We start from the raw sequence: 13,372 nt of genomic DNA on the forward strand, positions 1-13,372 counted from the left end.
GCGAGTGGCTCCGGCGCAGCAGGGCTCAGGGCTTGAAGCTCAGGGCTCAGGAGGATTGCGCGCCAGTGACTCGAGGGCTGCCTGGTCGAAGGCGCCGCTCAGGGTGAAGGTGCGCGTCTCATTGCGCTCGGCGCTGGCGCTGCGGACCAGCGTCAGCTGCAGCTGATACGGCTGCAGGATGCGGTCTGACAAGGTCAGTGCGACGCCGCTGGCCTCGAGGGTGGTTTCGAGACGCCACTGGCGGCTATCGACGGCGGGGCGGTCAGTGCTCCAGTTGAGCACCTGAGGCCCGTTCTTGAGCGCCAGCAGTGCGCGGGTCAGCGCCTCGTTCAGCGCTCCCGGGTTGGCCTGCAGCGTGGCATCCACCTCGGGCGGCGCGAGCAGCAATACCTGTTGCTCGAGCGGGGGAGTCCAACGCTGCTCGGCGATCAGGCGCGCCGCGCTCTGGCCGAGACCATAGATGGGATCGCGTTCGGCACGTGGCACCTGGTCCAGGCTCATGCAGCCCGCCAGCGTGGAGAGTAGCAGGGCCGCGGCCAGCATGGGCAGGCGATGCATGGCCATCATGCCGTGCGCCCCTGCTGCGGCAGGTCTGACGGGCGCTGCGACAGAGCATCGAGGAAGGCGTCCAGCTCGGCGAACAGCTCCTGGCGAATCGGCTCGGCTTCATTGACCAGATGGTGCTGGGCCTCGGGGTGGCGGTAGATGCGCGCATTGGGGAACTTGCTGGCCAACACGCCGAGATTCCATTGCCAATCGACGGTGGTGTCCTGTTCGCCCTGCAGGATCAGGGTCGGCAGAGAACAGGGTGGCAGGGCGCGCAGACGGGGAATCCATTCCCGCATCGCCGTCACCCACTTCACCGCGAGGCGATCAGCCTGCAGCGGATCATTGGTGCTGAGAAACTCGTAGAAGTCCACATCGTTGGTGTTCGCGCGGTACTTGCGCGGAATGGAATCGATGAAGGGGCGCGCCATGCTGTGCAACCAGCGTGACTGCGACCAGCCCCACGGCCGTACCAGCGGTGCGAGCAGGGCGATTCCCTGCCAACGCGATTCATCGCCGCGCATCAGGGCGTCGGTGGCCAGCACCGAACCGCCGGTGCTCTGGCCGATGCCGAACCACGGGTGCGGCGCCAGGCTGTGGTCTTCCAGGTAATCCTGGAAGGCCTGCAGGCAGCCGACATAGTCGCCGAAGTCATCGATGGAGGCGGGCTCGCCGGATGACAGGCCGTGCCCCGGCAGGTCCCACAAGGCGACCTGCCAGCCGTTGCGCAGCAGGTGCGCCAGCAGATGACGATAGAGGGCGAGGTGATCGAAGTAGCCGTGGACCACGAAGACGGTGCCGCGCGGCTTGCGCGGTGTCCACAGCTGGGCCCACAGGCGAAAGCCCCCGGCCTCCAGGTGGCCGGCATGCACGGCGATGTCCTCGCTGCGCAGCGCATCGAGACCGTAATGGCCCAGGTAACGCTCCAGTGGACTGGACGTCTGGCCCGGCAGCATGTCAGGCAGGCGGATAAAGGGGCCGTGGTCGAGCAGTTCACTGAAATCGGGCATGGTCATCTCCATAATGCTGCCATGCTAGCGGCTGGCGCGGCTGCGAGCTACACAAAGAACAGTGTTTCTTCACTGTTTTCCCCGCCTGTCGCCGAGCAACAACAGCGACGCGGAATCAACGCTGGGCGGGTAATCGGGCTCCATGAGCTTGTTCATTGGTCATAGCAGTCCTTTCGCCGGCCTCGCCATCGGGTATGGTGATGGGATTCGTCCCCGCCCGGCAGGTATCAGCGTCTTCCTGCCCGGCGCCTCGATGGCTCACGCTGGTCGGGCAGTTGCGCGTCAGCAGTCGCGTCAAACGCCGCGCCAGTGAGTGCCGTCTGGCGAAAATCCTTTTGAACACCACTGCTTGCAGTGTTGTCAGCCGTTGAGGGTTTCCAGCGATTCGTTTTCAGGGAGAGCAAACGCATGACCGACCGTATTCAACTTCAGCGCCTGGCCATCGACGCCAGCCTGCACCGTTTCATCGAGCAGGAAGCGCTGCCGGGCACAGGGATCGCGCCGGAGACCTTCTGGGCGGGTGTCGATTCACTGCTGCACGAACTGGCACCGCGCAACCGCGAACTGCTGGCGACCCGCGATCAGCTGCAGAGCGAGATCGATGCCTGGCACCGCGAGCATCCGGGCAAGGTAGACCTCGAGGCCTACAAGGCGTTTCTGCACAAGATCGGCTATCTGCTGCCGGAGCCGAACACGGTCGAAGCCAGCACCGCCTTCGTGGATAGCGAGATCTGTCAGCAGGCCGGCCCGCAGCTGGTGGTGCCGGTGATGAATGCCCGCTACGCCCTGAATGCCGCCAATGCGCGCTGGGGCTCCCTCTATGATGCGCTCTACGGCACCGACGCGATCAGCGAGGAAGATGGCGCCGAGCGTGGCAAGGACTACAACCCGGCGCGCGGCGCCAAGGTCGTCGCCTATGCGCGCCAGGTGCTGGATACCGTCGCGCCGCTGGCTGGCGGCAGTCACCACGACAGCGAAGGCTACACGATTCGCGATGGCCATCTGCTGGTGCGTGCCGGAGGACGTGATCTCAGCCTCAAGTCGCCGGAACGCTTCCTCGGCTATCGCGGCGACGAAAGCGCGCCGAGCGCGATCATCTTCGCCCACAACGGCCTGCACGCCGAGCTGGTGATCGATGCCGAGCACCCCATCGGCAAGACTGATCCCGCCAACGTCAGTGACCTGATCATGGAGGCCGCGCTCTCCACCATCATGGACTGCGAGGACTCGGTGGCCGCCGTCGATGCCGAAGACAAGGTGACGGTCTATCGCAACTGGCTGGGCCTGATGAAGGGCGACCTGACCGAGACGCTGGAGAAGAATGGCCGCAGCATGACGCGCAAGCTGAATGCGGACCGCGAATACACCGGCGCCGATGGCACCACGCGCGTGCTGCATGGTCGCTCGCTGATGCTGATTCGCAACGTCGGCCATCTGATGACCAATCCGGCCATCCTGCTCGAAGACGGCAGCGAAGCACCGGAAGGCATCATGGATGCCATCTTCACCAGCCTGATCGCGCTGCACGACCTAAAGGGCGACAAGCAGGACCGCGGCGGCATCTGCAACTCGCGTACCGGCTCCGTCTACATCGTCAAGCCCAAGATGCATGGCCCCGAGGAAGTCGCCTTCGCCGATGAGCTGTTCGCGCGGGTCGAGCAGCTGCTGGGGCTGCCGGGCTCCACGCTCAAGATGGGTATCATGGATGAGGAGCGCCGCACCACTGTCAACCTCAAGGCCTGCATCGCGGCCGCCAGTTCCCGCGTGGCCTTCATCAACACCGGCTTCCTGGACCGCACCGGTGACGAGATGCACACCTCGATGGAAGCTGGCCCGATGCTGCGCAAGGGCGACATGAAGGGCGCCGCCTGGATTCAGGCCTATGAGAAATGGAACGTGGATGTCGGCCTGGAATGCGGCCTGCGTGGACGCGCCCAGATCGGCAAGGGCATGTGGGCCATGCCCGACCTGATGGCCGCGATGCTGGAACAGAAGATCGGCCATCCGCGCGCCGGCGCCAATACTGCCTGGGTGCCGTCACCGACCGCCGCCGTGCTGCATGCGCTGCACTATCACCAGGTCTCGGTGAAGGATGTGCAGCATGATCTGCTCAGCCGTCCGCGTGCCAGCCTCGATGACCTGCTGACCATCCCGCTGGAGCTCGATCCCCAGTGGAGTGCCGAGGAGATCCAGGCCGAGCTGGACAACAATGCCCAGGGGATTCTCGGCTATGTGGTGCGCTGGATCGATCACGGCACCGGCTGCTCCAAGGTACCGGACATCCACGATGTCGGTCTGATGGAAGACCGCGCCACGCTGCGTATCTCCAGCCAGCACATCGCCAACTGGCTGCATCACGGCATCGTCGACAGTGCCCAGGTGCAGGACACGCTGGAGCGCATGGCCGGCGTGGTGGACCGCCAGAATGCCGCGGACTCCAGCTATCAGGCGATGACGGATGACCTCGAGGGCTCCATCGCCTTCCAGGCCGCCTGCGAGCTGGTCTTCCAGGGGCGCGTGCAGCCGAGTGGCTACACCGAGCCGGTCCTGCATCGCCGTCGTCTCGAGAAAAAGCAGCAGGCGCGCTGATCACAGGGCGGCTGACGGCAGGAAACACTGAAGACAACAACGGCGACCCTGGGTCGCCGTTGTTGTCTGTCGCCGAGCAGGAATTGCCCAGCCATTATTTTGCCAGACGCATGTTTCCCGAGACCGCATTTGCCGCTAGCCTTGCCCCAGAAACCGCGTAACCGCGCGATCGGACCCAGTGTGTCGAGGAGAATGTCATGCCCGTGATGAGCGCCGCCGCCATCGAGGATTTCCTCGATGAAGTCTTCCCCCAGCGTCTGGGCACCATCGAGGCCGTCGGCGATCGCTGGGCGACCATGGGGTTGGCCATCGAGGATGAGCACCTGCGTCCTGGCAGCTGCGTGTCCGGACCGACGATGATGGCGCTGGCGGATGTCTGCCTGTATGTCGCGATTCTCGGCGAGATCGGCCCGGAGCCGATGGCCGTCACCAGTGATCTCAGCATCCACTTTCTGCGTCGCGCGCGCGGCGACCGCGACCTGATGGCCACCGCGCGTATTCGCAAGCTGGGCCGGCGGCTGGCTGTCGGCGAGATCGAGCTTTACAGCCACGGTGACACCGACCCGGTCGCCATCGTGACCGCGACCTATACCTTGCCGGACAGCGATGACTGACCTCGGCAGCGTCACGGGAAGGCGCGCTACAGCTTGTTGATGTCCTTCTCCTCGCTGCCGCGCTGACGCCAGCCGGTGACGGCCAGGCTCAGCCAGCCGGCGATCAGCAGCAGGCCGCCGATGGGTGTGATGATGCCCAGCTGGGTGCGCGCCGTGGTCGCCAGGGCATACAGCGACCCCGAGAACATCAGGATGCCGGCGGCCCACAGCCCCAGCGTCAGCATCTGGCCGCGCAGCGGCTGCACCGAGCGCCAGGCGAGTACCCCGACCGCCGCCAGCACGTGCCACATCTGATAGCGGACGCCGGTCTCGAACACGCGCAGCATGTCCGCGCTCAGGGTGCCGCGCAGGCCATGGCTGGCGAAGGCACCCAGCGCGACGGTGGACATGCCGGCCAGTCCCATGGCCAGCCACCAGTGGCGGGAGTGGGAGTCGTTGTGACGCATAGACATTAATTCCTTGAGGGCAGATGGCGCGGCACGATGTGCCTACGCCTGCACACGTAAAGCCGCTACAATAGCGGCCTCTTTTCGCGGGAGGACAGCATGCAGATACAGCTCAACGGTGAAGACCACGTGGTGACGGACGACACGACGATTGCCGCTCTGGTCGAGAGTCTCGGTCTCCAGGGCCGCCGACTGGCAGTGGAACGCAATGAAGACATCGTGCCACGTAGCGCGCACGCCGACACCCGTCTGCATGCCGGTGACCGCATCGAGATCGTCCATGCCATCGGTGGTGGCTGATCCGTCCTGTTTCCAGGAGTGACACTTTTCACTACTCGCTCGCGCTCAGCGCGTTCACGTCCAGCTCGATGAGGTCATCATGACAGACAGTTCTGCCCCGACATTGAACAACCCCGTCACCCAGGTCGCCGGCGACAGCCCGTTGATCGTCGCCGGTCACGAGTTCTCCTCGCGCCTGCTGGTCGGTACCGGCAAGTACAAGGACATGGACGAGACACGTTCCGCCATCGAGACGTCCGGTGCGGAAGTGGTCACCTTTGCGGTTCGCCGTACCAACCTGGGCCAGAACGCTGACGAGCCGAACCTGCTCGACGTGCTGTCACCGGATCGCTATACCTTCCTGCCCAACACCGCCGGCTGCTACAACGCGCGTGACGCGGTGCGTACCTGCAAGCTGGCCCGTGAACTGCTGGATGGCCACAACCTGGTCAAGCTGGAAGTGCTGGGCGATCAGGACACCCTGTATCCCAATATCGTCGAGACGCTCAAGGCCGCTGAAGCGCTGGTCGCCGATGGCTTCGACGTGATGGTGTATACCTCCGACGACCCCATCGTCGCGCGCCAGCTCGAGGAAATCGGCTGCTGCGCCATCATGCCGCTGGGCTCGCTGATCGGCTCCGGCCTCGGCATTCTCAACCCGCACACCCTATCGCTGATCATCGAGCGCGCCAATGTGCCGGTGCTGGTCGATGCCGGTCTGGGTACGGCGTCAGAAGCCGCCTTCGCCATGGAACTGGGCTGTGATGGCGTGCTGATGAACAGCGCCATCGCCCACGCGCGCCAGCCGCTGTTGATGGCAGATGCCATGCGTCAGGCCGTGATTTCCGGCCGTGGTGCCTTCCTGGCCGGCCGCATGCCGACTCGCCTGACGGCACGTGCTTCCTCACCGGGCGCTGGCCTGATCACCGGCTGAGCCCTGAAACATTCGAATCCGATGCTCGCGCATCGTTCATGCAAAGACCAAGACGACCCCATGACTGACGAGACTTCCAAGCCGCAGGACGACACGTCCACTTCTGCTCCCGCTGACGACGCGCAGCAAGAGAGTGTGCAGAACGAGCGCGCGCAGCCCGAGAGCGTGCAGACCGAAAGCGCGCCAGCGACCCCTTCCGTTGCCGATGAAGCCGTCGCCCGCAAGCGTGGCATCAAGAGCTACGTGATTCGTGGTGGCCGCATGACCCAGGCCCAGACCCGTGGGCTGGAAGAGGTCTTCCCGCGCCTTGGCCTGCGTCACGAGCAGGGCGAGCTGGATCTCGAGGCGCTGTTCGGGCGTCGTGCGCCGCTGGTGATCGAAGTCGGCTTCGGCATGGGCAAGTCACTGTGTGAACAGGCACAGGCCAACCCGGACACCGACTTCATCGGCATCGAAGTGCACGCGCCGGGCGTCGGCAAGCTGCTGGATGATGCCGACAAGCTGGGCCTGACCAACCTGCGCGTCTATCGCCACGACGCGCTGGAAGTGCTGGCGGATTGCGTGCCGGCCGGTTGTGCCGACACCTTCCAGCTGTTCTTCCCGGACCCGTGGCCGAAGAAGAAGCACCACAAGCGTCGTATCGTTCAGCCGGCCTTCGTCGAGCTGGTGCGTCGTGTGCTCAAGCCGGGCGGCCACTTCCACATGGCCACCGACTGGGCCAACTACGCCGAAGCGATGGCGGAAGAAATGGCTGAAGCGCCGGGCTTTGCCAACACCGCTCCGGCGGAAAGTGCGCCCTACGTGCCGCGTCCGGACTTCCGTCCGCTGACCAAGTTCGAGCAGCGCGGCGAGCGTCTCGGCCACGGTGTGTGGGACCTGATCTTCGTCAAGCAGGACTGATCAGCGCCTCGTGCGCAGTGGCGGCGTCTTCATGACGTTGCATCGCGGCCGCCTTCGGGTGGCCGCTTGCGTGTGAGGCCCGCCGCTTTTGCCTTTCTCTTCCCACCTCATCCCGAGAGTTGCTGACCATGACCACGCCTACCGCTGACTCGGCTGATCGCCCGACCATGACCCCGCTGACGGCCCTGACCTGTCCGCTGGATGCCCAGCCGCTGGTACGTGATGGCCAGAGCTGGTGCTGTGCCGATGGGCATCGCTTCGATATCGCACGCCAGGGGCATGTCAATCTGCTGCCGGTGCAGCGCAAGCGCAGCCTGGACCCCGGCGACAGCAAGGCGATGGTGAGCGCCCGCCAGCGATTGTTCGCGCTGGGCGGCTATCAGCCTCTTGCATCAGCCTTGGCCGATTGTGTGCTGGCGCTGATGGATCAGGAGGCGCCGCTGGCCGTGCTGGATGCCGGCTGCGGCGAAGGTTTCTATCTGCGTCAGCTGGCGTGCGCTGCCGGTGAGCAGAATCTCTCGCTGACGGCGGCGGGGCTGGATATCTCCAAGCACGCGGTGCTGGCCGCGGCGAAGCAGTCACGTGATGCCGCCTGGCTGGTGGGCACCAACGCCGCTCTGCCGCTGGAAGATGCCTGTGTGGATATCGTCATCTGCGCCTTCGGCTTCCCTGTCTGGCAGGAGTTCGCGCGTGTCCTCAAGCCCGGTGGCCACGTCGTGCTGCTGGAAGCGGGCGCCGATCACCTGCTGGCGTTGCGCAGGATTCTCTACCGCGAGCTGAAGCCCGCCCGTGGCGATGCCGGACTGAGCGCTGCCGAGGCCGCTGGCTTCACCATCAGCGGCGAGGTCGGACATCTGCATGCGGGGCTCTCGTTGACCAGCAATGAGCAGATTCGGGACCTGCTGACCATGACGCCGCACCTGTATCGTGCCGAGCGTGATGGCCTGGCACGTGCGGAAGCCATGACAGCGTTGGAGGTCGAATTGCATGCGGAGTTGAGGGTGTTCTCGCTCGAGGGTGTACAAGATAAATCTTAAATAGAAATTTTTCGCATTTGGCTTGCAAAAGCAAATGAGAATGATTATCTTGTCTGTGCGGTGTCCGGGCAGACATCGCAGGGCGCAAGCCCAGCCGTAGCGGCGGAGTCAGGCCCCCGCTACGGTGTTTCTCCTCATCAAGCTAGTCACGGTCTTGGGCATCCTCATCTGGGGATGCCCTTTTTCTTGTGCGCTGCGCACACTGTGGGGCTCACGTCGCGTGGCCGTCAGATCGACAAGTCGACTAGAGGTCAGGTCGGCAAGAGGTCAGGTCGGCAAGAGGTCAGGTCGGCAAGAGGTCAGGTCGGCAAGAGGTCAGTTCGCCAGCCACAGGGGCAGGGTCAGCATCGCCAGCAGCGTCTGGGCGGTGATCAACGCCGCCATCAGCTCGGCATTGCCACCCAGCTGGCGAGCCAGGATATAGGCGGAGGTCGCGGCGGGCAGTGCCGCGAACAGGATCGCCACATCGCGCGCCACTCCCTCAAGGCCGAACCACTGGCAGAGCACGACGACCAGTGCCGGCATCGCCAGCAGCTTCAGCAGGCTTGCCAGCCACGCCACGCTGCCACTGCTCACCAGCACACGCGGGCGCAGCGCCACGCCCACCGCGACCAGGCCGAGCGGCAAGGCGGCGCGTCCCAGCAGGCTGATGGCGTCACCGCTCCAGCCCGGCAAGCCGATGCCGCTCAGGTTGAGGGCCGTGCCGGCCAGACACGCCAGTACCAGCGGATTGCGGGTCAGCGCCTTGAGCGAGCGCAGCAGGCCGCCTTCGCCCAGGGTGCCAGCGCCGATAAAGGCCATCACGCACAGCAGGTTGGCGGCAGGCACCATCAGCGCCAGCGCCACGGCCGCGACGGTCGCCCCGGCACTGCCATGCAGCGCTGCTGCTCCGGCCACGCCGACGTAGCTGTTGAAGCGGATGCTGCCCTGGAAGAGCGAGGTAAAGGAGGCGGCGTCGCCCATATGACGGCTCAGCCAGTCCGGCGCGTGGCGCCAGCTCAGCCATAGCGCGGCGGCGAACAGCAGCATCGCGCCCAGCATCACGCTGGCCAGCGCCACGACCGGCACGCTGGCCATGTCGGCGCGCGCCAGTGTGGACACCAGCATGGCAGGGAACAGCACGTAATAGATCAGGCGTTCCAGTTCGCTCCAGAAGCCTTCGCCGGGGAAGCGCTTCCACCCGAGCAGCGCCCCGGCGAGGATCAACAGGAAGAGGGGGCCGAGCGCCTGCTGTACACTTGCCATGCTGACTCCTTGTCGGGGCTGAGTGCGAATGCCTTGAGAGCGATGTGGTGTGCGCGTGACATGATGTCTCGCCTGCTGCCGCGGCGAGGTGGGCTGGTAAGCTTGTCATGACTCGCTCAGCGCTGCACTTGGACTCAGGTCTTGTTCGCCGGTCGCGCGCTGTCATCATGCCGTGGCTGAGCGCAGACCATTCCCATCACGTCACTTTCTTTCCCATTCGGGGCGCCTTGCCTGTCGATGCGCTGCCGGACCGTTGCCGGAACTGCCATGTATCGCGTAGAAGAAGACAATGCCCGCCCGCGGCTGCTCAATCTGCTGATCATCGTCACGCTGATCACCATCGTGGTCTCGCTGTATTACCTGATCGACTATTACCTGGTACGCGACGGCAGCAACGGCAAGGTGACCTGGTTTGCGCCCAATCAGTCCTGCGAGCTCAATCATGCCCCCTGTACTGCCGAGCTGGGCCGCTTCGGGCGTATTACCCTGGCGCTGGACGGTGATATCAGTCCGCTGACACCGCTGGGCATTCGCGTGATGACGGAAGGCGTCGCGCCGGAGGGGGTCGAGGTGGACTTCATCGGCCGCCACATGGACATGGGCGTGAAGCGCAGCGTGCTGAGTACCACCGATGCTCAGAGCCTCGAGCGTCAGCATTGGCAGGGGGAAGGCCAGCTGGGGTTCTGCAGCAGCGCGACCATGGCGTGGCGTGCGCAGGTGATCGTGACCACCGAGCGTGGCCGACTGGGCAGCTGGTTCGATTTCGATAGCCATCCCCAGGCCACCACGGCGGAGCAGCTCGAAAGCTCGGTCGATCAATTGTTTCGCAGTGATACCCGCCCGACGCATCAGGGCAGCTAGCCGCTGGCGCTGAGCCCGGCCGGCAGGGACGTCGTTTCAGGCATGAGGACACCGGGAGGCAGGGATGGGCGCAGAGCGAAAGTCACAGGATGGGCAGGCAGGAACCCGCCAACAAGAAAGCCATCAGCTCGACAAGGGCGTCGCCAGACGTTGGTGGTTGCTGGGTGCCGTCGGCCTGGCGGCCGTGATCGGTGCCGGTGTCGCCTGGCAGCAGGCGCAGCAGGATCTGGCGCCGGTCGCTGGCATGCAGGCCTGGGCCAGTCTGGGCGGCCCCATCCAGCTCGAATCGCAGCAGGGTGACTTCACGCTCGCGGAGGTGTCGATGGGCGAGGCCGCAGACGCACAGGCCACGCCGGTCATCGCGCTCTATTTCGGCTATACCCAATGCCCGGATGTCTGCCCGATGACGCTGGCGGCGCTGCGTCAGGTGATGTCTGAACTGCCACCGCAGGCGGCGGCGCGCGTGGTGCCGGTCATGGTCTCGCTGGACCCCGAGCGCGACACCCCTGCCCGGCTGGCCGAATACACCGGGCACTTCGGGCCGCGCTTTCAGGGCATCACCGGCAGTCAGGCGGCACTCGCCGATGTGGCGCGGCACTATGGCGTCAGCTATCGACGTGTCGAGGCACAGGACTCCGCGCTGGGTTACACCATCGATCATGGCGCCGCGCTCTATCTCGTCTCTGCTCAGGGGCGCATCTACGATCGCATTCCGTTCACGCCGGGGCCGGCCGGTGTTCGCGCTGGCGTGACGCGTGTCCTGAGCGCGACCGCAGATTGAGCCCTGCGTGGCACTCGCTTAACGCGCCGGGTCTTGAGGCCTTTTTCGGGAGTGAAATACACATTGTCCACAAGTTGGCAAGCGCTCAAGGAAAATTTTGTGGATAATCCTGACGTCTCGAACATGCAACGCAGCGCCGTCAAGAGACGTTTTATAAAGTCTAGCAAAAACAATCTGTTACGTGATATCGACTAAAAATATCAAGTCAGTGGTTGCTTTGCGTTCAACCAGCATCACTGCCGCGACAGGCACCAGAAAGACCGGTTGTCAACCTGTGGTCAATAGCTTCCCCACAGATTTATCCACAGGCTGGCGGCGTCCGCACCGGGCCTTCTGGAGGGGAGAATCAGCGGACATCAGCCATTGCTGTAGTGATGGCATGCATCGTTGTCCTGTACGCAGCTGACGTCTGGATGAGTTTGTCACTGGCCCTCATCCAGCCTTGCCAGAAACGCAAAGAGCCGCCCGATGGGCGGCTCTTTCGTTGCTACCGGCAGCAGTGCTCGCCGGTTACCAGCAGGGGAGGCTCACGCCGCCATTACTGCTTGGCGTCGGCCTTGGTCACGTCGAGCAGCTCGACCTTGAAGGTCAGCGTCTCGTTCGGGCCGATCGGGCCGCCGGTGCCAGCCTTGCCATACGCAAGATCAGCCGGGACGTAGAGCATCCAGGTGTCGCCGACGCTCATTTCCTGCAGCGCTTCCTGCCAGCCCTTGATGACCTGGTTGACCTTGAAGCTGACCGGCTCGCCACGCTGATAGGAGCTGTCGAAGACGGTGCCGTCCAGCAGCTTGCCTTCGTAGTTCACCTTGACGGTATCTTCAGCGGACGGAGTCGCACCGTCACCGGATTCCAGCACCTTGTATTGCAGGCCGGAATCCAGTGTCTTCACACCGTCCTTCTTGGCGTTGTCGGCGAGGAACTTATCACCTTCTGCCTTGTTGTCGGTCGCTTCCTGCTCGACCATCTTCTTCTGCTCTTCCATCTTCTTCTGCTGGAAGCGGGAAAGCGAATCCGCGATTTCCTGGTCGCTCATCTTCATGTCGCCCTTGGCGTAGACATCACGCACGGCTTGAGTGAAGGCGTCGAGATCCAGATCGGTGATGTCCTGGGAGAGGCTCTTGCCCAGAGTTGCACCGATGCCATAGCTGAGCTGTGCCTGCTCGTCGGCGAGGCTGTCATCGGCGGCAAAGCTGAACGGGGTGACCAGGAGGGCGCCGAGCGCGACGGCACTGACCAGCTGTTTCATGAAAACTCCTTCAGGATGGAATGGGCCTGAGACGGGCCCGAAACACGCAATTGGCACCGAGGCGGCATGGCCTGCCTCGGGCACTAGTGTTACTCCGACTCTACCAGCCGCGTACAAGTTCCGCATCTCGCTGGCGTTGTCAGGCGTCGGCGGGCACGCGGGCCAGTGCCAGCCGACGCAGGGCGCGAGCCGACGGGTGATCCCCCACGGTGAGCGTCATCGTGCCGCTCAACAGAACCAGGGATTGCTGAAAGGCCTGCAGCGGGTCCGCGACATGCGCGAAGGGCGCCCGCAGGCCGGTCGCGCCTTCGGCTGCCGACAGCGCAGGGCTCAGCTCTTCCAGCTGGGCGAGGGTCTCCTGCTCGGCGGATAGCTCGCAGGCCTTGAGCTGCTGATAGAGGCGTTCCAGGCGTTGCACCGCTGCCGGGTCCTGGGTCGCGGGCAGCGTCATCAGCTCCTGCCTCAACTGGCGGCGGCGCTCGCGCAGCATGCCGGTCATCCAGCCCTGCCAGTCGCGCACGTCTTCCAGCAGGCGAGTGGGTGAGGCGGCGAGGGCGATGCCGTGGGCGGACAGCCAGTGAATCCACAGCAGCTCGCAGACATCTAGGCCCGCCTCGTCCTGCAGCAGCAGGCAGGTGCTCATCATGTCCGGAACTGGCTGAGAGTTGCCCGCAGAGCCGACCTCGCCGGGCAGGGCATACAGAGACAGCGCGTAGTCCCACAATCCGATAGAATATGCGCCCATCAAGTCGGCCTCTTCGTGTGTCACGGATGATGTCTCTTCGTATATCACCGATGATGTCTCTTCACGTGTCGCGCTCAGCAGCTTGCTGCGTCGTAGCGTTCGTGTCGGTGGCGGTGAACGGGAGTCCGACGCCCCCCGT

General features: G+C 64.5%; 14 protein-coding genes. 8 read left to right on the forward strand and 6 right to left on the reverse strand.

All coding sequences use genetic code 11. The annotated features are described in order from the left end of the window. Positions 1-39: 39 nt before the first annotated feature. Positions 40-567, reverse strand: coding sequence for a hypothetical protein (locus F8A90_RS00370; RefSeq protein WP_200018380.1), 528 nt, complete (start codon positions 565-567; stop codon positions 40-42). Continuing rightward, positions 564-1,556, reverse strand: coding sequence for an alpha/beta hydrolase (locus F8A90_RS00375; protein WP_200018382.1), 993 nt, complete (start codon positions 1,554-1,556; stop codon positions 564-566). Before F8A90_RS00375 ends, F8A90_RS00370 begins: the two co-directional genes overlap by 4 nt. A 408-nt stretch (positions 1,557-1,964) precedes the next feature. Here F8A90_RS00375 and F8A90_RS00380 point away from each other — a divergent pair, with 408 nt between their 5' ends. Next, complete coding sequence (locus tag F8A90_RS00380) at positions 1,965-4,145, forward strand: malate synthase G (RefSeq protein ID WP_200018384.1); 2,181 nt, start codon at positions 1,965-1,967, stop codon at positions 4,143-4,145. A 197-nt stretch (positions 4,146-4,342) separates the two neighbouring features. After that, positions 4,343-4,759: a PaaI family thioesterase gene (locus tag F8A90_RS00385; RefSeq protein ID WP_166019064.1), complete on the forward strand. Its 417-nt coding sequence runs from the start codon at positions 4,343-4,345 to the stop codon at positions 4,757-4,759. 26 nt (positions 4,760-4,785) lie between these two features. Here the strand turns inward: F8A90_RS00385 and F8A90_RS00390 are convergent, their stop codons facing one another. After that, a complete protein-coding gene (locus tag F8A90_RS00390) occupies positions 4,786-5,205 on the reverse strand; it encodes a DUF423 domain-containing protein (RefSeq protein ID WP_043336980.1) in 420 nt (139 codons plus the stop codon). 99 nt (positions 5,206-5,304) lie between these two features. Between F8A90_RS00390 and thiS the strand changes: the two genes are divergently transcribed. The 4 genes from thiS (at position 5,305) to F8A90_RS00410 (ending at position 8,355) form a co-directional block, all read left to right on the forward strand. Next, positions 5,305-5,505, forward strand: a complete 201-nt coding sequence (gene thiS / locus F8A90_RS00395) for a sulfur carrier protein ThiS (RefSeq protein ID WP_043336981.1) — start codon at positions 5,305-5,307, stop codon at positions 5,503-5,505. Positions 5,506-5,584: 79 nt separating this feature from the next. After that, entirely contained in the window at positions 5,585-6,418 is an 834-nt protein-coding gene (locus F8A90_RS00400; protein WP_200018386.1) for a thiazole synthase, read from the forward strand. Between the two features lie 60 nt (positions 6,419-6,478). Next, positions 6,479-7,318 (forward strand): tRNA (guanosine(46)-N7)-methyltransferase TrmB, encoded by an 840-nt coding sequence (trmB, locus tag F8A90_RS00405; RefSeq protein ID WP_166019061.1) that lies wholly within the window; start codon positions 6,479-6,481, stop codon positions 7,316-7,318. Positions 7,319-7,446: 128 nt separating this feature from the next. Continuing rightward, complete coding sequence (locus F8A90_RS00410; RefSeq protein WP_233593378.1) at positions 7,447-8,355, forward strand: putative RNA methyltransferase; 909 nt, start codon at positions 7,447-7,449, stop codon at positions 8,353-8,355. A gap of 315 nt (positions 8,356-8,670) precedes the next feature. Here F8A90_RS00410 and F8A90_RS00415 read toward each other — a convergent pair whose 3' ends face one another. After that, positions 8,671-9,600, reverse strand: a complete 930-nt coding sequence (locus F8A90_RS00415; RefSeq protein WP_200018387.1) for an AEC family transporter — start codon at positions 9,598-9,600, stop codon at positions 8,671-8,673. 267 nt (positions 9,601-9,867) lie between these two features. On the opposite strand from F8A90_RS00415, the gene F8A90_RS00420 reads away from it, so the two are divergent. Together F8A90_RS00420 and F8A90_RS00425 are read left to right on the forward strand one after the other, a co-directional pair. Then, entirely contained in the window at positions 9,868-10,461 is a 594-nt protein-coding gene (locus F8A90_RS00420; RefSeq protein WP_200018388.1) for a hypothetical protein, read from the forward strand. A 64-nt stretch (positions 10,462-10,525) separates the two neighbouring features. Continuing rightward, a complete protein-coding gene (locus F8A90_RS00425) occupies positions 10,526-11,242 on the forward strand; it encodes an SCO family protein (protein ID WP_200018389.1) in 717 nt (238 codons plus the stop codon). 538 nt (positions 11,243-11,780) lie between these two features. Here the strand turns inward: F8A90_RS00425 and F8A90_RS00430 are convergent. Together F8A90_RS00430 and F8A90_RS00435 are read right to left on the reverse strand one after the other, a co-directional pair. Next, complete coding sequence (locus F8A90_RS00430; RefSeq protein ID WP_166019058.1) at positions 11,781-12,488, reverse strand: FKBP-type peptidyl-prolyl cis-trans isomerase; 708 nt, start codon at positions 12,486-12,488, stop codon at positions 11,781-11,783. Between the two features lie 139 nt (positions 12,489-12,627). Next, the gene (locus F8A90_RS00435) at positions 12,628-13,233 is read right to left on the reverse strand and encodes a TIGR02444 family protein (RefSeq protein ID WP_166019057.1); all 606 of its coding nucleotides are present in this window, start codon (positions 13,231-13,233) and stop codon (positions 12,628-12,630) included. Between the last annotated feature and the right edge of the window lie 139 nt (positions 13,234-13,372).

The sequence above is a fragment of the Cobetia sp. cqz5-12 genome (genome assembly GCF_016495405.1).
Taxonomy (GTDB): Bacteria; Pseudomonadota; Gammaproteobacteria; order Pseudomonadales; family Halomonadaceae; genus Cobetia.